This is a genomic window from Paenibacillus sp. FSL H3-0286, from assembly GCF_045040705.1.
Taxonomy (GTDB): Bacteria; Bacillota; Bacilli; order Paenibacillales; family Paenibacillaceae; genus Paenibacillus_AQ; species Paenibacillus_AQ odorifer.
Genome location: NZ_CP150285.1, coordinates 416,000 through 439,357 on the forward strand (window position 1 = coordinate 416,000; position 23,358 = coordinate 439,357).

Annotated in this window: 20 protein-coding genes and 1 riboswitch; of the genes, 11 read left to right on the forward strand and 9 right to left on the reverse strand. The window is 47.2% G+C overall.

Going from position 1 to position 23,358, the window contains the following annotated elements:
• Positions 1-23 precede the first annotated feature (23 nt).
• The 10 genes from iolE (at position 24) to MHB37_RS01880 (ending at position 12,619) form a co-directional block, all read left to right on the forward strand.
• Positions 24-920, forward strand: a complete 897-nt coding sequence (gene iolE, locus MHB37_RS01835) for a myo-inosose-2 dehydratase (RefSeq protein ID WP_076282352.1) — start codon at positions 24-26, stop codon at positions 918-920.
• Positions 921-1,201: 281 nt separating this feature from the next.
• Positions 1,202-3,451, forward strand: a complete 2,250-nt coding sequence (locus MHB37_RS01840) for a helix-turn-helix domain-containing protein (RefSeq protein ID WP_076185630.1) — start codon at positions 1,202-1,204, stop codon at positions 3,449-3,451.
• A gap of 376 nt (positions 3,452-3,827) precedes the next feature.
• A complete protein-coding gene (locus MHB37_RS01845) occupies positions 3,828-5,438 on the forward strand; it encodes an extracellular solute-binding protein (protein WP_340011823.1) in 1,611 nt (536 codons plus the stop codon).
• Positions 5,439-5,512: 74 nt separating this feature from the next.
• On the forward strand, positions 5,513-6,415 hold the full coding sequence (locus MHB37_RS01850; RefSeq protein ID WP_405168882.1) for an ABC transporter permease: 903 nt from the start codon (positions 5,513-5,515) through the stop codon (positions 6,413-6,415).
• Between the two features lie 25 nt (positions 6,416-6,440).
• On the forward strand, positions 6,441-7,313 hold the full coding sequence (locus tag MHB37_RS01855; protein WP_405168883.1) for a carbohydrate ABC transporter permease: 873 nt from the start codon (positions 6,441-6,443) through the stop codon (positions 7,311-7,313).
• A 34-nt stretch (positions 7,314-7,347) separates the two neighbouring features.
• Positions 7,348-8,298 (forward strand): sugar phosphate isomerase/epimerase, encoded by a 951-nt coding sequence (locus tag MHB37_RS01860; RefSeq protein WP_076304306.1) that lies wholly within the window; start codon positions 7,348-7,350, stop codon positions 8,296-8,298.
• The gene (locus MHB37_RS01865; RefSeq protein ID WP_405168884.1) at positions 8,298-8,984 is read left to right on the forward strand and encodes a hypothetical protein; all 687 of its coding nucleotides are present in this window, start codon (positions 8,298-8,300) and stop codon (positions 8,982-8,984) included. Before MHB37_RS01860 ends, MHB37_RS01865 begins: the two co-directional genes overlap by 1 nt.
• A 28-nt stretch (positions 8,985-9,012) precedes the next feature.
• Positions 9,013-10,761 (forward strand): hypothetical protein, encoded by a 1,749-nt coding sequence (locus MHB37_RS01870; protein ID WP_076192700.1) that lies wholly within the window; start codon positions 9,013-9,015, stop codon positions 10,759-10,761.
• Between the two features lie 326 nt (positions 10,762-11,087).
• Positions 11,088-11,696, forward strand: a complete 609-nt coding sequence (locus MHB37_RS01875; protein ID WP_076278924.1) for an RNA polymerase sigma factor — start codon at positions 11,088-11,090, stop codon at positions 11,694-11,696.
• Entirely contained in the window at positions 11,657-12,619 is a 963-nt protein-coding gene (locus tag MHB37_RS01880; protein ID WP_405168885.1) for a hypothetical protein, read from the forward strand. The genes MHB37_RS01875 and MHB37_RS01880 overlap by 40 nt, the downstream gene beginning before the upstream one ends.
• A 438-nt stretch (positions 12,620-13,057) precedes the next feature.
• Here the strand turns inward: MHB37_RS01880 and odhB are convergent, their stop codons facing one another.
• A complete protein-coding gene (gene odhB, locus MHB37_RS01885) occupies positions 13,058-14,344 on the reverse strand; it encodes a 2-oxoglutarate dehydrogenase complex dihydrolipoyllysine-residue succinyltransferase (RefSeq protein ID WP_076192707.1) in 1,287 nt (428 codons plus the stop codon).
• A 52-nt stretch (positions 14,345-14,396) separates the two neighbouring features.
• A complete protein-coding gene (locus MHB37_RS01890) occupies positions 14,397-17,264 on the reverse strand; it encodes a 2-oxoglutarate dehydrogenase E1 component (RefSeq protein WP_076185640.1) in 2,868 nt (955 codons plus the stop codon).
• 470 nt (positions 17,265-17,734) lie between these two features.
• Positions 17,735-17,819: riboswitch (cyclic di-GMP riboswitch) on the forward strand.
• A gap of 27 nt (positions 17,820-17,846) precedes the next feature.
• Here MHB37_RS01890 and MHB37_RS01895 point away from each other — a divergent pair.
• Positions 17,847-18,002: an anti-repressor SinI family protein gene (locus tag MHB37_RS01895; RefSeq protein WP_232061118.1), complete on the forward strand. Its 156-nt coding sequence runs from the start codon at positions 17,847-17,849 to the stop codon at positions 18,000-18,002.
• Positions 18,003-18,109: 107 nt separating this feature from the next.
• Here MHB37_RS01895 and MHB37_RS01900 read toward each other — a convergent pair whose 3' ends face one another.
• The 7 genes from MHB37_RS01900 to MHB37_RS01930 all read right to left on the reverse strand — a co-directional run bounded on the left by MHB37_RS01900 (position 18,110) and on the right by MHB37_RS01930 (position 23,357).
• Entirely contained in the window at positions 18,110-18,439 is a 330-nt protein-coding gene (locus tag MHB37_RS01900) for a helix-turn-helix domain-containing protein (RefSeq protein ID WP_036682795.1), read from the reverse strand.
• A 169-nt stretch (positions 18,440-18,608) separates the two neighbouring features.
• A complete protein-coding gene (locus MHB37_RS01905) occupies positions 18,609-19,217 on the reverse strand; it encodes a TasA family protein (RefSeq protein WP_036682781.1) in 609 nt (202 codons plus the stop codon).
• Positions 19,218-19,307: 90 nt separating this feature from the next.
• Positions 19,308-19,898, reverse strand: coding sequence for a signal peptidase I SipW (gene sipW, locus MHB37_RS01910; protein WP_076124645.1), 591 nt, complete (start codon positions 19,896-19,898; stop codon positions 19,308-19,310).
• A 1-nt stretch (position 19,899) separates the two neighbouring features.
• Positions 19,900-21,075, reverse strand: a complete 1,176-nt coding sequence (locus tag MHB37_RS01915; protein ID WP_076192710.1) for a hypothetical protein — start codon at positions 21,073-21,075, stop codon at positions 19,900-19,902.
• A gap of 379 nt (positions 21,076-21,454) precedes the next feature.
• Positions 21,455-22,432 (reverse strand): aldo/keto reductase family oxidoreductase, encoded by a 978-nt coding sequence (locus tag MHB37_RS01920; protein ID WP_076124641.1) that lies wholly within the window; start codon positions 22,430-22,432, stop codon positions 21,455-21,457.
• 52 nt (positions 22,433-22,484) lie between these two features.
• Entirely contained in the window at positions 22,485-22,700 is a 216-nt protein-coding gene (locus tag MHB37_RS01925; protein ID WP_076124640.1) for a hypothetical protein, read from the reverse strand.
• 90 nt (positions 22,701-22,790) lie between these two features.
• Positions 22,791-23,357: a PadR family transcriptional regulator gene (locus MHB37_RS01930; RefSeq protein ID WP_076124638.1), complete on the reverse strand. Its 567-nt coding sequence runs from the start codon at positions 23,355-23,357 to the stop codon at positions 22,791-22,793.
• Position 23,358 lies beyond the last annotated feature (1 nt).

A 23,358-nucleotide genomic window follows, 5' to 3' on the forward strand; every position in this document is an offset into this window, starting at 1 on the left:
AAACGGAAGGGGTAGAATCGAGGATGTTCAAAGAACATGCGGTCAAGCTGGCGATTGCTCCTATCGCTTGGACTAATGATGATATGCCTGAACTGGGAAAAGACAATACCTTTGAACAGTGCATTAGCGAAATGGCGCTTGCCGGGTTTCAGGGAAGCGAGGTGGGCAACAAGTATCCACGCTCTCCGGAACGGCTGCGCCGGGCACTTGAGCTTCGTGGACTTGAGATTGCCAGCGCTTGGTTCAGCGCGTATCTGACTATGCGGCCATATGAGGAGACAGTGGAGGCTTTTTGCGCGCATCGTGATTTTTTATATGAGATGGGTGCGAAGGTGATTGTCGTCTCAGAGCAAGGACGGAGTATTCAGGGACAAATGGATACGCCGCTGTTTACTAATAAACCTGTATTCACAGAAGCGGAGTGGGCCGCACTTGCCGATGGACTGGGTGGGCTTGGCCGGCTGGCTGCTGAAAAAGGTATGGAGCTTGTATACCATCATCATATGGGGACAGGGGTGCAGACTGGGGCCGAAATTGCTAAGCTAATGGAGCTCACGGAACCGGAAGAGGTGTCTCTGCTGTTCGATACCGGTCATCTAGCTTTTGCCGGTGAGAATCCCTTAGAGGTGTTGCGCATCCACTTACCTCGGATTAAACATGTCCATTTAAAGGATATACGTCCGGAGGTTGTTCAGCGTGTGCTGCGTGATCAGCTCAGTTTTCTCCAGGCTGTAAAAGCGGGCGCATTCACCGTACCTGGCGATGGATGTATATCCTTTGCGGAGATTTTCAGCGAATTGGCAAGTTACTCTTATACGGGATGGTTTGTAGTGGAAGCGGAGCAGGATCCGGCACTTGCCGATCCGCTGGAATATGCGATCAAGGCGCGCCGTTATATCAGAGATCTGAGTGGTTTATAGGCCGAGGAGGGCTACCACTTGGTGCTTGGCGGCTGCTCGGACAGATTTATATGCGGGGGTTCACGGCTATGGCTGTGCGCACCTCGCCTTTTTAATGAGCAGGTGTAAAATACGAATGGCTTCGTTGGTCGGGCTCATGTTGTATGTGTTATAATGGCAGCAAATTAGGCGGAAGAGTTTCCATTTCCATGATGGTGCAGCCAAATATCTATGAACTACTCGTGCATTAACGGCTGAACCGTGGCCGGGTATCCTAACGGTTGTACAGAGGGGGTTATCTATTGTTCCGTTCCTGGTATCGCCGATTGCTGCTGTCCTATTTTCCTATTTTTTTGCTTACTGTGACGATACTGATTTTTGCCTCTTTTGTATTTATTAATGATATTTCACGAATGGAAACCAAAAAAGCGGACCGTATCACCGCCAGCTATCTTATGGATAATGTGGACCGAACGATCAAGGAAGCTGAATTGTCAGTGCTGGAGGCTGCTGAACGCAGCGATGCTTATAAACGTTATTTTAACAATCAAGGCCAGATTGATATGGCGACCGTCTACGCTGTTGCCCAGAATCTACGCAACCTGACGCGTGAATCGCCCTATATTCAGTCCATCTATCTTTATGACAAGAGAAATGAAAGCGTTTTAACAGAAACTGGATTAAAGGACCTTTCAGGATTTGTAGACGAGGATTGGATTGGCCGCATCACCTCCGGCTCTTTATCGGAAGGCTGGCAGCCTGTTAGGGAATACAAAGATGAATTTCAGCGTACGTCTATACGTGTGCTTACCATAAATAAAGGTATGCCGCTGCCCTTCGGCTCGGAGGGAGTGCTCGTAATTAATCTCAAAATGAGCGGAATGGAACAGATCGTCGACGGTATGGTCAATGAACAGTTGTCCTTTCTGACCATCTTTGGCGCAGATGGACAGGTGGTCTATCAGGCGCATTCGGACAGTGAAGGTGCCAAGAATGGGAAGCAGTTGAACACTTTATATATGGAAAGGCTTGGCTGGACGTTTACCAGCGGGATCAAAACGGGCAGTCTATTCAGCTGGGTGTCAGTGATTTCTTACCTTTGGGTAGCTATTGCCTTAGGTACGGTTGTGTGCGCGATTTTTTACCTGATCTATGTTACGCGGCGGAACTATAAGCCAATTCAGGTGATTATGAACCGGATTGAAGGTCATCAAATTCGCAAGCTGGACCAATCCAGCGACAGACCGGACGAAATGATGCTCATTGACGGGGTGCTGGAAGATCTAATCAACCATATGACGGATTATGATAAGAAAAGCAGAGAGAATTTGCTGTTACAGCGCAGCAAGCTTTTCAACGATCTCTTGCAAAGCGAGCGGTTGGACAATGTCGTTCAGCGGATGGAAGAGCTGTCGCCGCTCTCCGGAGCTCATTCCACAACCCGCTTTATGGTTGTGCTAAGCGAAATCAACCGCTACGACAAGGTTTTTCAAGATCGGTATACAAGGGGCGATCAGAACACGCTTAAATTTGCCCTGATGAATGTCTTTCAAGAATTGGCGCGGAGTGCGGAATTGCAAGCTTGGGCGGAGTGGATAGGGACTGACCGGGCGGCAATTCTCTTCCTGACCACAGGAAGTGATGAAGAGATGGCAGAGAAAATCCGTGTATTCGCTGAGGACTGCCGCACCTGGGTGGAGCAGAATTTGCGCCTCTCCTTAAGCTTCGCTATCGGGCCAGTGGCGGCTGGGCCAGGGGAGATCCGGGATTCCTATGCGGCAGCGGAGAATGTGATGCAGCACAAGCTTTTAATGCATGAAGACATCGCTTTAACGGAATTTGGAGAAACGCGCCAGCCGCTTCTTGAGACATTCAAGTATCTACAAATGATTGCCGAGTTTGTTAAGCAGTTCCGGATGTCGAGCGGCCAATGGCGTGAACTGCTGGAAGGTGTTTTTGATGGTTTTAAACAGGATTATTTACAAGATGATGATATTCGCTCTCTAATTCAGGCCATGTTACAGATGCTGAGCCGGGAAGTGGCTGTCATGTCTGAGCAGCTGCAGGATGAGCTGTCAGCAGAAAATGCGGAGAAGCAGCTGAAGCGGCTGGAAGAGGCAGAATCCATAGATGAAATGAAGGGGATTTTGTTTGAGTATTTGACTGATTTATTCCGCACTTATGTTTCTGTCAGTGAAACTAAAAGCTACCGGGCGATGGTAACCGAGATAAAGAATTATATTGAAGAGAATTTTACAAATCCCGATCTTTCCCTAAAGCATTTGAGCGACCGGTTTCAGGTATCCGGCAAATATGCCAGCTATCTATTTAAAACAGAATTTAAAATGAAATTTGTTGATTTTCTTACAGAGCTACGCATGAAGGAAGCCGAAAAGCTTTTAGTGGAAACGGAATGTTCGCTGCAGGATATCGCACTTCAGGTGGGGTATGCGAATGCAATTACATTCGGCAGGGTATTCAAACGAGTATTAGGAATCACACCGGGTGACTACCGTTCTTTAAAGCGCGGGCGCGGGACCTCCAGACTATAGCTGCCGACTTTATTAATCCAATAGCACGTGAACAATAGTTTTTATAACCGCATCTGTGCACGCCAACCTCTATGATGAGGGCGCGAACACCGATGCGGTCTTTATTTTCACACTTTTGAAAGCGGTTTATTCTACGAAAATGGTTGTATGGATAAACCGGAAGTCCGATTTTGCTGGGATATGAGCATCCGAAAGAGGTTTATTGTCAGACTGCCGGAATTCATGAAATACTGTGGGCATCCAGAACAACAAGCGACCCAGTAGCACGGCAGTAAAAAGCATCACGTGATATGGATTCCGCTGGGGATGGATAGAGTTAAGGCTAGGGGATCATAAATACACCATTAAAGCCTGCAAGGGCGAAGGGGATGGAAAAATGACAGTGAACGTACATCAAGGAGTTCTGAAGAAAGCAATCGGGATCGGATTAACCGCAATAATGGGCGTTTCTCTGCTAGCAGGCTGTTCCAATGATTCTAAAAACAACACAGCATCCGAGGGTGCCCCAGCCGGCGAAAGTGCCAAGCGCGTTACATTAAAGGTGGAAGTGTTTGACCGCGGCAACAGCCCAGCCCCTCATACCATTACCAATAACTACTTAACTAAACTAGTGCAGGAAAAGTTCGGAGATCCGAATAACATTGATGTAGAATTTGTACCTATCCAGCGTTCTGAGGAAGTTACCAAGCTGAATGTTTTGATGGCGAGCAATACGGATGTGCCCGATATCGTATTTACGTATGATTCCAGTGTGTTTTATCGGTATGCCCAGCAAGGTGGCTTGACTGATGTCGGAGAAATTCTCGACGAATATGGCCCGAATCTGAAAAAGTTTATTGGCGAGGATACGCTGGCGTTCGGCCAGCTTGAAGGCCAGCAGTATGCGATCCCTGGTAAACGGGCGATCACAGGCCGTTATAGCTCCTACATCCGTCAGGATTGGTTAGATAAATTAGGATTGCCTGTGCCAACGACGACCGATGAGCTGTACACTACTTTGAAAGCGTTTAAAGAAAAGGATCCGGGCAATCTCGGCAGCAAAAACATCCCGATGGGCATGGCACTGGCACCAGCCCAATTCGAGACGTTGATTTTCTCTTTCATGAAGCCGATCAGCGGCGATCTGACCTACAGCCAACGTTATGAGCTGCCGCTGCATGAGGGCTTTAAGGATGCCCTGCAATTTCTTAATAAGCTCTACAATGAAGGGATGATCAGTAAGGACTTCAGTCTGGACGAGGATAAAACACAGTTGGCCAAGGATATCCAGAACGGCAATGTAGGCTACTGGTCGGAGGATGTGGATGTCTTGTTCTATGCCGATGGTACCCTGGATAATCTCTACAAAAATGTAGAGGGAAGCAAGGTGCTGCCGGTAGACGTCTTAACCAACGCCAACGTTGATAACAAGCACATTAAATCCCGGTATGCCTCCAACGGCATGTACATCATGATTCCGAAGAGTAGTAAACGCGCCGTGGAAGCCGTTAAGTATCTTGATTGGATGGCTTCGGATAATAATCTGATTGCTATCCAAAATGGCGTTGAAGGTGAAAACTACGACCTGGTAGACGGTATTCCAGTGGCCAAAACAGATGTTTCCCAGGAGTTCGCCGATCGTCTATTTAATGCTGGCGACATGGCCATTATCTCCAACGGCAAAAACATCGGTGATCAGGCCACTAATGAAAAAGCATGGGCGCTGGGCTTTCCGGAACGTAACCGGGAGATGCTGACTCAATCTATCGCTATCGCCAACGCTGACACGGTGGGGCCGCTCGTCTTCGGCAAGCCGATAGAAGCGGAATCGCAATATGGCACAACGCTCAAAGATAAGCTCAACGTAATTATTGTAAAGACGGCAATGGCCAAACCAGAGCAGTTTGAAGCGGTTTACGAGCAGGAAATGAAAGATTACATGACTTTGGGCGGAACCAAGCTGAAAGAGGAACTGGAGAAGTCGTTTAAGGAACTTTCGGCTCAATAAACAAATATATAGTGAAAACCGGGGGGAGATGGTGCTGCGCTCCACCCGGTTTTTCTCCTTAGGAGGAAAACGACTTGAGCAAAGCGACATACTTTAGACGGTATTGGCAATTGTACGCGCTGCTTTCGCTGCCTATTATTTATTTCCTGATCTTCCGCTATGGTCCGATGTATGGTGTGCAGATTGCTTTTAAGGATTTCAATTTGTTTCAGGGGATTGGAGGCAGCGAGTGGATTGGCTTTGATGCGTTCCGCGAGGTTTTTGGAATGAGAGAGTTCTACACCACCTTGCGCAATACCTTTATGCTGAATTTTCTGGATTTACTTGTCTCTTTTCCGGCTCCGATTATCCTGGCGATTATGCTGTTCGAAATTCGTTCGGTGTGGTTCAAGAAAATATCGCAGACGATTTTGTATATCCCCCACTTTATTTCCTGGGTGATCATCGGGGGGATCGTATATCAATTGTTCGGCAACCAGTCCGGTATGGTGAACGGTGTGCTGGAGAGCTTAGGCCTTACTCCCATCCCGTTTCTGACTGAAAAAAATCCGTGGCTGATCACTTATTTATTCACAGGCGTCTGGCAAAGTGCCGGTTGGGGGACTATCCTTTATCTGGCGGCGTTAACCGGTGTCAACCGAGAGCTGTTTGAAGCTGCTGAAGTGGATGGAGCGACAAGGCTGAAGAAAATCCGCTACATTACGCTTCCCAGCATAAAACCAACCATCGTGACGCTGCTTATCCTCAATCTGGGAAAGATGGTCAGCATCGGCTTTGACCGCCCTTACATTATCGGTAACACTGCTGTGCGTGAGTATTCTAATGTGCTCAGTACCTTTGTGTACCGGGTGGGTCTAGAATCCGGACAATATACGTTGGCTACTGTAGTCGGATTGTTCCAGGCCGTGGTGGGACTGGTGTTTATTTTTGGCTCCAACTATATTTCGAAAAAAGTGACCGGAGACGGTATTTTATGATAAAGAAAGAAGGAGGCGGAGTGCTATGAGTGAACGTACCTCAAACCGGATATTCGATATCGTCAATATAACGTTTGTTGCCTTGTTCGTTTTGTTCTGCTTGGCTCCGTTTTTGCATGTGATTGCCGTGTCGCTTAGTTCCAACCGGGCAATTACTTCTGGAGAAGTAACGATCTTCCCCATTGAATTGAACTGGAATGCATACATTAATGTTTTTTCCAATAATGCGATGATCCGCTCTCTTGTCTTTACGGTTATTCTGACGTTTGCCACAACGGTGCTGTGTATGCTTTTCACTGTCGCAGCAGCTTATCCGCTGACCAAAAGAAAATTGAAGGGCCGTAAATTTTTTATGTATCTGATCGTTATCACTATGTTTTTCAGCGGCGGTATTATTCCTGAATATTTGTTGATCCGTGATTTGCATTTGATTAATTCGGTCTGGTCGCTTATCCTGCCAGGTCTGGTCAGCCCCTTTAACCTGATTATCCTGATCTCCTTTTTCAATAACATCCCTGCCAGCCTGGAGGAATCGGCCGAAATCGATGGCAGTTCCCATCTTCGTACCCTGATGAGTATTATATTGCCGCTATCCATGCCGGTTATGGCCACATTGGCGCTTTTCTACGCAGTGGGAAGGTGGAACGGCTTTCAGGATTCTTTGATGTATATCAATAATCCGGATTTGTATCCGCTTCAGCTCAAGCTGTTCCAGATGGTGCAGAACAACATGGTATCCGAACTGACACAAATGGAAGGTGCCAACCGGACCCCACTGACACCAGAGAGCCTAAAAGCGGCCACCGTTATCTTTGCAACAGTACCGATCCTTGTCGTATATCCATGGCTGCAGAAATATTTTGTCAGCGGTGTAATGCTTGGTGCCGTAAAAGGTTGAACCGTAAGCTGTAACAAGGGAGGAGAAAATAATTATGGAGGACAAAGGCATATTTTCGTTCTCAACTTGCTGGAACATTAAGCGTCATTCCATCGGCAGTGAAATGCTGCGGGAAATCCGCGATCTGGGCTTTCAGCGAGTGGAGCTGAACTATAATGTGACTAAGGAAATGCTGGAAACGATCGAGCCGATGCTTGAGCGGGGGGAGATGGGGATCTCCAGTGTCCACAACACCTTCCCGCATGTGCAGGACTCCGATTATGGCACAGATTCCGTGCTGCTAGGTTTTGAGGATGAGGAGAAGCGGCAGCGGGCGATTGAGCTGCTGATTGGCTCGGCTAAGTACGCTCAGCGTTACGGAGGAGAAGCTGTTGTTGTGCATCCCGGTGAGGTACCCTTTCCAAATGATATCAGCAAAGAGCTGGAGCAGATTTATAACGGAGAGGGTAGAGATTCTAACGCTTATCGCAGCAAATGGGCGGAACTGATGGAGCGGCGGGAAGCCTATAGCGCCGGCTATGTGCAGAAAATTATTGAAAGCCTAGATGAAGTATGTAACCGGGCAGTTTCTGAGGGGCTAAACGTACGCTTTGGTATCGAAACACGTTCCAAACCGCAGCAGATTCCGACGCTTGCGGAAGCCAAAACGATTATTAAGGCGCTAAAAGGAGCACCTGTGGGCATATGGTATGACACCGGGCATGCCATTATGATGGACCGTTTGGGTTTGTACGACAGTGTGGCGGAAATGGAAGGTCTGATGGATGATATTGTAGGTGTTCACATTCATGAGACCATCGGTCTGTCTGATCACTGGTGCCCTTATGTAAACAGCGGGAATATGGAATTCTATGATGCTTATCTGCCGATGATTGAACGGGCGCGGGTCAAGGTGTATGAGCTGAAGGCAGCTTGCCAGCCGGAAGAAATTGCTGAAAGTCATCGGCTGCTTATGGCCAAGTTGGCGCGTAGAGGGCAGGTCTGATGTTGAACGATGAAGACCGTAGGTTAGCTATGAAGTATGCTCCGCGCTTATTATTCGATCAGAACGAGCCATTTTTTCCGGTACGTCTCGGTATAACGGTGTTGCGGCAGGAGGAGGAGTCTCCTTCCTTCCGGCGCCGTCTAGCTGTGAACCATCCGGATGTGTTGGCCGTTGTAGAATACGCGATTTATTACGATTATGATATTCAGCATTTATATGATCTGGAGCATGTGTGGGTTTATATCGGTAGAGACGGGGAAGTGGTGGATGCCGAAGCGAGCTTTCACGGGAAATTCCTTAAAGCGCTGCTGCGCGGGGGCAGCAATCTAAGCGGGACACGGGTAGATCTATATGTCCAACCCGGCAAGCATGCTCTTGCCCCGTTCCCTGAAGTCTTTGAGCTGTTACCGGGATTCGCATCCAGTACACAGGATAGAGCAGGTGCGGAGGGTCTGATTTATGGCGACTTTTTTCACGGCATTCTGGCGTCCGATGGAGAAACTGACCGTCTTGTCCACCGTTATCTGCAAACCTGCCGGTTCACGCCTTCCCTGTCCTATTCGTGCTGGGAATATGCGGACCGGGAGGAATTGTTCGTTTCTTGGAATCAACTGTTCACGGAAATTCCTGACCGTATCCGACAAGAGCTGGCGCGGCTTCAGCTCCTGTTACCACCCAGACATTGAGCAGATTGTTAACATGGAGGGAAGTATAATGTATAAGCAACTGGTAGCCAGTAATGATAGAGCGGCAGTGGAGGGATTATCCCGGCAGGTGCTTGATCCGACGAGCCGCTATTATGGAGGGACAATAGATCCGGGTACTGGCGTTGCCTGGGTTAATCATACGACCGGCACACCAACCGATATGTGTTATTGGGGAGCGGCTCTGGTTAACCCGGATTCCGCATTCTACCGTGATGAGCTGCTGCTGGCCCGCCTGCTGCTGGCGACGGAGTTCGTGCTGCGTGCACAACATGAGGATGGCTCGATCTCTCCGGGCTGGACGAACTATCATTCTCCCCCGGATACAGCCTTTGTCATCGTCGGCTATGCTCAGCTATACCAACTGTTGGCGTCGCAGGATTGGGCGCCACTGCAACAGGTGCTTGATAATATGCTATTGTTTCTTAAGCGAACTATTCCCGTCATGCTTACAGGGGGCTGTCACACGCCGAACCACCGTTGGGTATTGTGTGCAGCACTGGGATTTCTGCATGAACTGTTCGGACTGGAGGAGGCTGTCCAACGGGCGGAACAGTGGTTGGCGGAAGGGATGGATATTACACCTGATGGAGAATGGACGGAGCGCAGCAACGGTATTTATAGTGCGGTCAGCGACATCATGCTGATTCATGCCGCTCGTCTGCTGGATCGGCCGCAGTTGCTGGAGCCAGTTCGTCTGAATTTACACATGATGGTCTATTTGGTGCATCCTAAGGGCGAAGTTGTGACCGATTATTCTGGGCGCCAGGATCTGGGGAGCTTTCACGACCTGTCTCCATATTATTTACCGTACGCTATTCTGGCCCGTTCCGATAAGGAGCCATTGTTTGCGGGGATGGCCGAATGGGCAGGCAGAGCACTGGAAAATCCGGGGGTCTGCTCTGTCAACGTACTTGTACGTATGCTGCTGGAGCCGGAGCTTCAGCAACCTTTTGAAGATTCGGCAGCTCTGCCTGTAAAATATGAGAAAATACTGAACGGCGATTTTCCGCGACACGGCTATCTGCAGGATATGGAGAAGTCCGGCCATCAAGGGCGAATTTACCACAGCCGGCTGCATACTGATTTCGGAGCACCGGTTGCGCGTTACAGGGACGGGAACACTAGCGTGACCTTAATCACGGAGACGCCGTCTTTTTTTGCACTCCGTCACGGTGCTGTCAGGCTGCTTGCAGTGCAGCTGGCTTCTTACTTTAATCCGGGATATGTCCCGATGCAGAAAATGATCAAACTACCTGACGGATACCACCTGTCAGGAGAACAAAAGAAGGGTTATTACGGTCCTGTAGAAGGTGAACTGCTTCCGCAAACATCTGGGGAGCCGGTAAGCCCTTGGTATCTGCTACCGCATCAGAGCCGCGCACTTACGCATGAACAGACATTCCGTGTGGAGACGGAGGTTCAACGCACGGACAGAGGGTGGACCCTCCGGTTGCATGCTGAGGAACCTACAGAGGTTATGACTCAGCTGTCTTTTATTTTTGGACGGGAAGGATGTTTCACATCGGGTGAATTGCAGGCTGTCGGAGAGGACCATTATCTCTGGAACGGCGGTAACCTCCGCTATAGTTGTGAAGAGGACTGGATTGAACTGTCAGGGGGCGAGCTTGGACATCTGGCGGCTACGGTGCGTGAGGCGAAGCTGCAGGATAACTGCAAGGCGGTGTTGGTCAATTTTATGACTCCGTTCGATAAGACGATTACGATCACTCTATCTCCTTCCATGATAAGAGAGTAACCTTTGCAACAATTTACAATTTAGCAGACGTTGACGTTACACCTCAGTCTTAGAATAATAAGCCTTATTAAAAAACCTTCCATTAGAAGCAAACCTGGAGTTATCAGGTCTAATGGGAGGTTTTGTTATGCATCTGCTAAGCATAGACTCACCAGATTTTAACCGTGCATAATGGTATAAGTAAGAAATCCGGGGACACCAGCCGTCAGTGATTCAAACATTCTCCGAAGCCGTGACTGTCAGCTTTTATAAAATTTCCTTTAGTTTGGTTTACATAGGCACTTTTTTCGGTGGTCAAGTGTTATAGAGATATAAGGGTTAAGGAGGTGCTTACATCGCCACAGGATTCGCTAGACTCGACAGAGTTGGAAGAGCTAATCGTTAGGATTCAAAAGGGAGATTCCGAGCAGTATGCTTTAATTGTCAGGTCATTCCAAAAGCCGATCTATCGATATTGCTATCGTTTGTTAGAAAACAAGCAGGATGCGGAGGACGCGGTTCAGGATATTTTGGTAAAGGGTTATCAATCTATCCGGCAATACAAATCGCAAATGCATTTCTCGGCATGGCTCTATCGTATCGCATATCATCATTGCTTAAATCTGCTGCGCAGGCGTCGTCTGCATAAGCAAGTCATGCGTATTTTTCGTCCGGAAGTACTGTCTGCAAGTCCTGAACAGGAGCTGGATGCTCGGTTGTATAGTCCTTCATTGTCTGCGGCTTTAGCGGGATTGTCGCTTGAGGAGAGAAACATGCTTATTCTGCGGGTGTTTGAAGAACAAACTTATGCAGAGATAAGTGAGATTCTAGGGGTCAGTCCCAATGCGCTAACTAAAAGAATGAATCGGATCAAGCTAAAGGTTCAGGAAGCTATGAAGTCAGAGGAGGAGATCATATGGAAAGAAACAAAATCAGCAATGAATACCAAGATATAATTTATGCCTCGGCGGGCAATGAACTTTTGGATGAGGTAGATGTAGAAGATAAGGTCATGGGGCGTATTACTGGCATAACAGGTCGAAAGCGATCGTTCTCGCTGAGGGTGATGAATAAAACAACGGCAGTGGCCAGTATGTTAACGCTGTTTCTGCTGATTTCTGTGACTGCGTATGCTGCGTCTGAATATATCCAAATCCGCAATAGTGAAGGAGTAGTGAAGGTCCAACATGTTGCGCCGACTGAATCTGCAGAACGGGCTTCTTATGATAAATATGCGCAGCAAGCAGAAGAGTTCGCTAAACCGGGTGAATTGATCGCTTATCTTGTGAAAAATAAAGCAGGTGCAGCAGGCTTGGCGACAGAATTGCAGTTTAAGTATAAAGAGCAGCGGATAGAAGCGTATTCTGATTTTTTAAAAGAAATCAAAAGAACAGGGGCGCCAATGCTTCCCGAAACGGCAGCGGGGTACGCTTTTAAATATGGTGTAATCCATCCTAATTCTCCGACTACGGATACAGCTAAGCCAGGTTCTCTGTATAAGGAAACATTAAATGATCTTACCGCTCAGGCAAATAAGGACAAGGGGACCCGCAATTTGTTTATGAAGGCTATACCGTGGTCCGAGCCAGGGGCGCTAAGTGTAACATATTCGAAGAACAATGCTTTTATAGGGATCTCAGCAACGCTCATGCATGGCGGCAAGGTTTTCGTGGAACAAACGCCTGAGAATCAAGCTAATAAGCTCACAGTTGCAGGGACAGAAGTTATCTATAACAAGGTAGTAAGGGAAGAGGTCAGCTATGATTATCTAAATTGGTATAACGAGAAGCAGGATGCGTATTATACACTCACCAGCTATGGAGATAAGATTTTGACCCAGGAGCAATTTTTACAGCTGGCTGAGGAGCTATTGAAGTAGAGTTTTGAAGTTTGAAGTTTGAAGTTTGAAGTTTGAAGTTTGAAGTTAGTAGTTAGTAGTTAGTAGTTAGTAGTTAGTAGTTAGTAGTGCGTAGTGCGTAGTGTGTAGTATGTAGTTTGAAGGTGCATGCGCTAAGTTAGTTGTATTATGTGCAATTAAAGTTCACCAATACCTGTATATAAGTACTTTAGTTGTATTTGATGCAGCTATTACTGGTTAGATTAGTGGAAATAGACGTTTTTACGGATTTTAGTTGTAGAGAATGCAATTAGAGAAGAGGCTATGAGCGGATCAGAAATAAATAAGTGTATAAAATACAGTTAAATCGTATGCAGGGAAGGCTGAAATTGGATCCAGATATAAAAAAAGGTATCCCCAAAGCGAGAGCTGTAGGGATACCTTCTTAATATTCTTATATCTTCGAAAATTCGAAGAGCGTTAGCCTTCTAGCAGTAGTGCTTCCGGATCTTCCAGCAATTCCTTCACTTTGACCAGGAAGCTTACCGCTTCAGAGCCGTCAACGATCCGGTGATCATAGGAAAGGGCGATGTACATCATTGGACGGTTTACGGTTCTTTCTTCGTCCAGCGCGATCGGACGCAGTTGGATCTTATGCATCCCTAGAATACCCACCTGTGGTGTATTCAGAATCGGTGTCGATAACAAGGAGCCGAATACGCCACCGTTGGTGATGGTGAATGTTCCGCCTTGCAGCTCGGAGAGGCTGAGCGTATTGGCACGTGCTTTGGAAGCGAGCTCGCCAATCTGGCGCTCGATTTCCGGGAAGCTGAGCCGATCCGCATCACGGACTACGGGAACTACAAGTCCTTCTTTCGCTGCAACAGCAATACCGATGTCGTAGAATTTCTTAACGACCAGATCTTCACCGTCGATTTCGGCGTTCAGCAGTGGATAGGTTTTAAGCGCACCGATCACGGCTTTGGTGAAGAAGGACATGAAGCCTAGTCCAACTTCATGTTTCTCTTTAAATGCATCCTTGCGACGCTTGCGGATGTCGAGGATCGCTGTCATGTCCACCTCGTTGAAGGTGGTAAGCATGGCCGCGGTCTGCTGCGCTTCGACCAAGCGGCTGGCAATCGTGAGCCGTCTGCGTGACATGCGCTTGCGCTCCACGTTTTTGCCCTCGTCCGGCGTGGCTTTGCCCGCTGCCGGCTTCGCTGGCTCCGGCTTGCCTTGCGGCGCCGGAGCTACCGGTGCAGCGGCCTGCGGCGCTGCTGCACCATGACCGGACACATCGGCCTGACCAATCCGGCCGATAGGATCACGGGCGCTAACCTCGCCGAGGTCGATGCCGCGCTCCCGTGCCAGCTTGCGTGCGCCCGGCGATGCCAATGCAGCATGGCTGTCGCCACCTGCTGCAGGCACTTCGGGCGCAGCTACAGGCGCGGCGGCTGCTACTGCGTTGCCGCCTGCCGGAGCCGCTTTAGGCGCTTCGGCTTCGCTTTCAGCACCCCGCGGCGTACTGCCGCTTGCGGCTCCAATGATGCCGATGGCTTCGCCAACGGCTACGTTCTCGCCCGCTTGACGCAGGATGGTGGAGATGACACCCTCCACCTCTGCACTAATTTCCAGATTGACTTTATCCGTTTCCAGCTCAGCAAGCACATCGCCTTGACCTACCGTGTCGCCTTCTTTAACCAGCCATTTGTAGATGGTTCCTTCGGATATGGATTCTCCCAGATCGGGTACTAAGATTTCTGACACAGGCCGTTTCCTCCCCAAACATAATGGTTTACGCTATTGTGATACCGTCCTCTTAAGAGGACGGTACAGCCGCTTGTACGTTCGAATTTGATTTTAGGGCTTCTGTTACAATTCTACGTTGTTCGAAGCTATGCACATCTGCATAACCACTGGCCGGGCTGGAACGTTCCGGACGGCCGATATATCTTACGCCGGCATTTTTCGGTGCGATGGCGCGTAACCGAGGCTCACTATAGCTCCAGCCGCCCATATTTTTCGGCTCTTCTTGCACCCAGACAATTTCCTGAAGGGAGCTGAAGGAGTTTAAATGTTCGCTTAGCTCCTGTTCCGGGAACGGATAAAGCTGCTCTAGGCGAAGAACATGCAGCCATGACCAATCCTTATCCGGTGCTGCTTCCAGTTCTGTTTGGATGTCGATAGCGACTTTACCGCTGCAGACTACGAGCCGTTTAACTTCACTTGGTTTCTGGCCAAGCAAAGATTCAGCTAATACAGGCTTGAATTGTCCTGAAGCCAGCTCGGTTCCGGCAGAAGTGCTGCGCGTATTCCGAATGAGACTTTTCGGCGTCATAATGACTAGCGGTCTAGCATCTTCCTGCCCGCATAACGCTGCTTGGCGCCGCAGCAGATGGAAATATTGCGAAGCGGTAGTCAGGTTAGCGACCGTCCAGTTCTCCTCAGCGGATAGCTGCAAGAACCGTTCCAGCCTACCGCTGGAGTGCTCAGGTCCCTGTCCTTCGTAGCCATGCGGCAGCATGATGACGAGATTGCTGCGCTGTGTCCATTTGGCGCGTCCAGCGGCAATGAACTGGTCAAAAATAACCTGACCCGCATTGGCGAAATCACCATACTGTGCTTCCCAGATTACGAAGGTTTCCGGTGCAAACACATTATAACCATATTCAAAGCCTAATACTGATGCCTCTGACAATGGACTGTTGTATACGCCAAAGGAGGCACGGGAATCGCTTAGCTGATGCAGCGGAGAGAATAAATCTCCTGTTTTACTGTCGTGCAGCACCAGATGGCGATGTGCGAAGGTTCCGCGCTGGGCATCTTGACCGCTCAGTCGGATGGGCGTTCCATTTTTCAGAATGGTAGCGAAGGCTAATGTTTCAGCTAGTGCCCAGTCGACCTTTTCACCCTCATTCAGTGCATCTTTACGACGTTGTAAAATGCGCTCCAGCTTCGGATAAACCTGGAATCCAGCAGGAACCGTCAACAGTTCACGATTGATCTCCTGCAGGCTGGAGATGGATACCGCTGTAGTGTTTGCCGCTGCGCGGTCCGTTTGTAGAGGAATGAAGGCTTTGGGTTCTTTTTTCTTATGATTGCCTTCCTTCATAGTATCGTACGCACGCTGCAATACGCTTTCTGCTTCAGCATTCATCTTTTGTACGTCTTCGGCGGTAAGAACCTTTTCGTTTTTCAGTCTCTCTGCATAAACCTTGTAGACGGTTGGATGATTGCGAACCTTGCCGTAGACAATAGGTTGTGTGGTTTCAGGATCATCCATTTCGTTGTGACCATGACGGCGGTAGCCGATGAGATCAATTACGAAATCTTTTTTGAATTGATGGCGGTATGCGCTAGCTAAACGTACAGCTGCTACGCAGGCCTCTGGGTCATCAGCGTTGACATGGACTATTGGGATTTCATACCCTTTGGCGATGTCACTCGCATAATGCGTAGAACGGGAATCTTCACTTTCAGTCGTAAAACCAATTCGGTTATTAACAATGATATGGATCGTCCCACCATTTTGATAACCTTGAAGTTTGCCGATATTAAGCGTTTCTGCAACAATTCCTTCACCTGGAAAAGCAGCATCGCCATGCATCAGCACCGCCATAGCTTTACTGGTATCAATCTTCGGCAGTCCTGCAGTGCTCCGATCTTCTTGTGCGGCACGAGTGAAACCTTCCACGACAGGATTGACGAATTCCAAGTGACTTGGGTTATTCGCTAGTGTTATTCTTGTGCGTACGGTTTCTCCTTCACGGACAGCACGGTCTGCACCGAGATGGTATTTCACATCACCTGTCCAACCATAGTTAATGCCTGTGGAGCCTTCGGAAGGGAAAAGCTCCTTGTTCGGAGAATGATGAAACTCTGAAAATATGATATCATAAGGTTTGCCCAAAATATGTGCAAGAACGTTGAGGCGGCCGCGATGCGCCATGCCCATCAAAATATGCTCCGCACCGTCATGTGCAGCAGCACGTACGATTTCATCTAACATCGGCACAAGAGCATCATTGCCTTCAAGACTGAAACGCTTCTGACCTACAAAAGTCTTGTGGAGGAAGGTTTCAAATTGCTCTACCTGAATCAGGCGGTTCAGGAGCTCTTTGCGTTCTGTATTATTTAGGGGTGCTGGTGAGCTGGTGGATTCTGCCTGTCTATTTAGCCATTGCAGTTCTTTTTCTTCATGCACATGCCCGAATTCATAGGCGATAGTCTTGGTGTATGCCTGACGCATACGTTGCACGGCATCCCATCCGGTATGCACATCATTCGGCGCATTTTCCCATATAAGCGTGGCAGGCAGTGCGATCAGGTCTTCGCGGGTCAGCCCATAGGTTTCAAGCTCAAGATATTTTGCCATGGGATTCTGATCGCGTACCAGCGGATCAATTTCAGCGGCCATATGGCCATATATACGAATATTGGCGATTAGCTTGGAAGCTCTTACTGCTTTTCTAAGCCATTCGGTGTCTCCCGAGATGCGCGGCTGAGGAGCCGGTTCGCTATCCGGAGTTAGGGGAGGAGGTCCCGAATTTGTAAAAAGCTCGCGATAATTATTTTCTACGGTGGAGGGATCTTTCACAAACTGTTCATATCTTTCTTGAATGTAGCCTAAATTGGGTCCGTAATACTTACTCCAAATGGATTCGTTATAGGGCTCTTTGGCTGCCATGAATACATCCTCCTTAACGGATGAACTCCATACGTGACATTTTGTGTCAACGCTTACTGGAGCTGTGATGATTGCGGTTTCATTTCTCATCTTATTGTGCTACTTTCGGCCACTGTAATCAATTCATTCTTTCGTCCAATACGTTCGCAAAATGGTATGGGTTAGCTTGTTCTAATGAAAAGAAGGGTATTTCTTCTCATTACCCATTCTAAAGGCCTATTAAAATGATTCTATTATCCTTATTTTTAACTATTAGGTCAGTAAATATTTATTTTGCTAGTACAATTTATTTTATGTAACGGACGAGTATCGTGATAATCGGACAAGATCTTTGAAAAAAAATCTTTTATTTTTCGTTTTTAAAATAGAAAGTAACCAGGAATCGACACACTTTTCCGCTTTCTTTTTGTATAATGTTATTGCAGATAGTAATTTTATAGTTTTTTAAGCAGATCCTTTCGTGAAAAGGGTCCAGTAAAAGGTAAACTTGCCGAAAGGCAGGGGCACAAAGTCGCGGGTCTAAGGTAGAGATACTATGACAGCCGGATTGCCTGGGGACGTAAAATCTTAGGGGGAGATTTTTTGGAAAAGTCCAACCAGGGTAGCAACAGAGAACAGCAGTTTATTGATCTGGATCAAGAGTGGGTACATTTATTATTAGCAGCTAAGAAGGCTGGCATTAAGGCAGATGAAATCCGCCAGTTCTTTCATGAGAAAACTGTGCAGATCGTGCAGTAATACATTAGAGGGGTTACATATCGAAAAAGGGCACAGCGGTTCTTCGCTGTGCCCTTTTTCGATATGATTTAGTAGAAGAGAGGATCGTACCAGATTAGTAGGAAGTATTAATCCTTTTGATCGAGCTTCCATTTCTGATAGTCCAGAAATTCTTTGAATTCGCGTTTGCTAATGCCTGAGTCCATAGCTTCCTGCACCAATCGGAACCATTCCGAATCTAAATGTGATTCCTCTGCATCATTGGGTTCTCCATAGAGTAGGGCATGAATGGATACCTGAAGCGCGTCAGCGATTTTTTCGATAAACTGGATGGATGGATTGGATTGGATGTTTCTCTCCACGTTGCTAAGATACGACTTAGCCACATCTGCTCTGTCCGCAAGCTCAGATAGGGAGAAACCCTTGTCTAGGCGGAGCTGCTGGATACGTTGGCCCATATTCTGTGGCACTATGCTGACGCCCCTCCGTAATTTTTGTTATTAGTATAGCAAATATCAATAAATCGGACAAAGTTTATTGTAAAGAGAAGAGCAGCAATCTGCTTATCCGTGGCCGGATTCAGGATCTGCTGCTCATCGAGTATTTTATTAAATTACTTTATTGATCTTAGTAGTCTTTTTTCGCACCTTGTTTAGCTACGAAATCCCAAGTCAGTGTTAAGCTATCGCCTTGGAAAATATTTTGATCTTGGTTATTTTCCACAAATTCGAATTGGACGGAGAAGCTGTCGTTGGTACCGGCTTTAATACCGGATGCTTCGGTAAAGAGTTGATCCCAACCTGTATTTTTTACGAGATCCGGATGCTGACTTTTTAAAGCAGCAAGTGTAGTCTCATAAACTACATTTTCAGGAGAGACGATAGGTACTCCTTTATCATTATTTCTAAGGAATTTAACTTTAATGAACTCGGCTAAATCCAGGTAGTTATCTCCTTTAGCATCCGTGATTTGAGTCGATGTATTCAGAATAATAGATCCGATATCGAGCGAACCATCGTTTTTCAATTTGAAGGATTTAGTTACCGTATCACCTGGTTTCAGGTTAGGAATATTAACGATGACAGAAGGGTCGGAGTTCAGATCGAGCGTGCCCGCTGCGAATGTAGCTGTGCTTTGCGCAGTGTCGCTAAAGTATGCGAAGGTTCCTCCGCCGATTAATGATAAACCCAGTGCTGCAGATGCTACGCCAAGACCCAATGTTTTCTTGATACCCATAATAAAATTCCTCCTCAAATTTGTGTTTGAATTTTTTATAAAATTTATATATTGTATCTTCCGGTTCGTAAGCGGAAGTGGACAATCAACTTAGGGCTGTGTTTCTGTTGGGGGCGGTGAGGCTGGCAGTAGGGCAGCATTTTTCTTTTCTAATGCAGCTACAGCCTTCCAAGAGGTATACAGAGCATAGAGCAGAAGCATCAAGCCAGGCACGATCATGAGGACTACACTTCCAGCTTTGGAAACCGCGAAATTCATAGCGTAACCGACATAGGGTACAGTGACCCCGGTATACTGAGCTACAACATTCACAGAACTGGTAGGGTTCATGTCGGGCGCGTCGTTGTTATCGCCTTTAGTGCGATAAACAGCTTCACCAGTAGCGTTATTGACGGTCGCTTCTACAATCCGGTGAGTAATGAGCAGATTATCTTCATTCCTAAAGGTGATGACATCGCCTGGTTTGAAACGATTCATATCCCCTCCGGGTTTTAATGCGACAATTGAGCCTGTCTGAATTCCTGGTTCCATCGATCCTGAGAGTACGGTTTTGATCTCATATCCGAAGAAAGCAGGTTCACCGCCGGAGGCCTTGGATAACACTACGGCTGCCACCAGCAGAATAAAGATCACAAGCATTAAGCTCGATAGGGTATTATTGATAATTTTTTTAATTCGCATCTTATTCTCCACCTTTCTCAGGTTGAGGGTCCGAAGGAGCTTGGGTTGCTACCGGCGGGGTAGTCGTACTGTCTTCCGCCTTTGGCGTCTCTTGTGGAGCCTCTTGCTGAGGGACATCTTTTGGAATTGTGAGCTCTTCGTCAATTTCCGGCTTAACCGGATCAGTGGCTGGGGCTTCAGGTTGTTCTTTATTTGGGGCTTCCGGAGCAGCTTCGCCTGATGTTGGAGGGGGTGCCTCAGCTTTCGCTTTATCCTCGGCTTCTTGTTGCTTTTTCTCCTCAGCCAAACGTTCTTCTTCTTTTTTCGCTTCTTCTTCTTTCTTTGCTTGCTCTTCTTCTAGCCGAGCTTTTTCAAGCTCTTCTAGTTTTTGCTCGCGAGTCTGACTGATCAATTGGAGTTTATCTTGAAGGGTAGTGATACCTGAGGTTGCCGATTCTTTATGGTTAGTCAATTCGGTATTTAGAGCTTCATAAGATGAGGTGAGGTCGCTAGAGATCACGCCGTCTGGTTGAGTGAAGGTAATCAGGAATGGCAGTGGCTGTGGGAACTCTCCTTCGCGTAATTCAAGTTGTCCATAAACATCACTGGTAACTACCGATGCGAATGGAAGACCGACATCGTGTATGGAGGTTAGGTAACTAATAACTCCATTTAAGGAAGCATTCAAGGATTCCGAGATCACACCGCTTTGATTCAGGCTGCTTTGTAAATCTCTGAAAAATTGCTCATCCTTGATTTCTAGACAGTTGGAATCTAGAGAAGTCATATATCCTCCTATCTGGAAGAGTAAGGCTGCTGCTGCACTTAGCTCATTGTGGATTTGGTTCCAAATTTGGCTGTTAGCCGCCAGTTGCTCGTTAACGCTATCTATTTGGGATTGAAGCGCCGCTATTTGCGAAGAAATCTCTTCTGCAGCGACATCAAGCTCTTCCAGCGACATCCCTTCTATTCCCGAAACGTCCGAGTAGTTAGCTGATGTGGAAAAGGGCTGTAGTGATTCTTTTAAAGTGAGCGCTCGATTAACATGCTCTTTGAACTCTGTAAGCAGTGCCTTGATCGAATTCGGAAATACTTCGCAAAAGCTAATCGTGCTAGTGGTTTGCGTAGCGGCTCCAAAGCCTCCATAGGTACCACCAACTTGCTGCGAGGTATATAGAAATAAGACGGAGACAGCCATTCCTGATTGCAGTATACGTAATCCGATTTTCCTGTTTCTTCTAGGTCTTCTCCTTGCTGATCTGGGTCTCAGAGGAATACCTCCCCTCAATGTCTGTTTCTTTGGTTCGTTATTATCGTTCTTTATTAAGAACAACTTCTGTAATGAATCATACATGGAATAAATCAAAAAGAAAACTGCCAATAACGCGCATTTGTACTCTATAAAGAACAAAAATGATAATTTATCTCTGAATAACTCCATTTATCGCTCGATTACTAAATATATTCGCAATAAAGAACGATAAGTTAGGGTGATTCGCAAAAAAATACCCGGCTCGCAGTAGTAACGCGAGCCGGGCATAAGCGGAGTAATGAAGTTGAGAATATAAATGTATATGTTACGGAAGTTTTGAACCGCGTGAACTAACATACAGGTCATACCATTCTTTACGGCTAAGCTCCAGCTTGTCCGCATCGGCACAGGCAGTAATACGCTTCGGATTCACAGTTCCAATAACAGGCTGAATGGCAGCTGGATGTGTCATTAGCCAAGCCAGTACAATGGCTTCGGGTGTTGTTCCTTTTTCATCTGCGAGCTGTTGGACCATAGCTGCTGTTTGGACGATATTCTCCGGTTGATCCTCTAATGAACGCCCGCTAAATAGACCTTGGGCGAGTGGCCCCCAGGCTTGAAGCTGAATGTTCTCCATCCGACAATGTTCAAGGGTTCCCTCAGGGAAGATAATATCCTTCCAGGGTTCACGATTTACACTGATTCCAGCATCCACCCAGCTGATCTTAGCCAAGCTCATATGCAGCTGGTTTACGATAAAAGGTTCATCGCAATAAGTCTGCAGCAGCTTGATCTGAGCGGCGCTCATATTGGAAACCCCGAAATGACGAACCTTACCAGCGGCCTTCAGTTGATGTAATGCGGAGGCTACTTCCTCGGGATCCATTAAGGGATCAGGTCTATGCAGTAGAAGAATATCAATGTATTCGGTCCCAAGTCGTGACAATATTCCATCTACACTGTTCAGAATATGTTGGCCAGAGAAATCAAACGTATTAGTGCTGTCTCCAGGTTCCATTAGCTTAATTCCACATTTAGATTGAATTATGATTTCTTCACGTAGTCTTGGACGATCCTTAAAAATCTGACCGAATACCTTCTCCGCCTTCCCACGAGTATAGATATCTGCATGATCAAACATGTTGATGCCGATGGAAAGGGCGGCATCAACCGCTTCATGTCCCTGTTTAACATTCTCCGCAGTAATCGGCTCATGGTCCCAGTCACCGCCTAGCCCCATGCAGCCTAAAGCAATGCGGCTTGCGGGAATCCCGCGCTTGTTTAAAGGTAACGCTTTCAACAATGTGATTCCTCCTTGGAAATTATGATTGCGTACTTGTAGATATTGTACACTCTCAGAAGCCCGTATGGTATTTTTTGTCGCTGGAAGAGCGGTGTTTGGTCTCCTCTTTGTTCTTTTCCTCTTGCTTTTCCAGCGTTAAATCTTCCATCGGAATCGGGTCTACATTCTGCTCACTTTCATGAAGATCAAATAGACTTTCTTTCTCTGTTGGATATTGTTCCGGGTGATCCCGTTTGCCACTATTCAGCTGATGTTTTTCTCGGGTCATTTTTACCGCCTCGCCTTCCTTTGAGATTTAATGGATATTGTGCTCGTTAATAAACGTATTTTGACTCCCTTAAACAGAAAAAAGAGGCCATTAGGCCTCTAAATTCAACGGTGTCCCTACGTCTTTTAGCTTGCGTGCTACAACATCATCGTATAGGCGCTGCAGCCATTTCAGCTCAGTCAGGGTGTGCTCATATGTACCGTACATTAGATGCAGGGCAGAACGAGGCACGATGGAGATATGCTCCTCGTATACCTGATAAGCCAGATTAACCTGATGTTCTGTTTCCCGGAGGCGTTCCTCGAGCAGCTTCTCAACCTTGCTCTGATCGATATGACGGGACATAGCCAGGGCCATATACATCGGATGATAGAAGGGTTCGTTTTTCTTAATTTGTTGCAGGATAAGCTGTTCGAATAAAGCTTTACCTTGCTCCGTTATGGCATAGATTGTTTTGTCCGGCCGATCACTGCTGCGGATGATCTCTAAAGCTTCTATATAACCATCTTGTGCAAGCTTATCCACAGCATAATAGAGTGATCCCATCTGCAGCTTGGTGATCCGGTCCATGGAACGTTCCTTCATCACTAATGTGATTTCATAGGGATGCATGTTCCGCTCCAGCAGTAAACCTAAAATGGCTAATTTCATGGACATA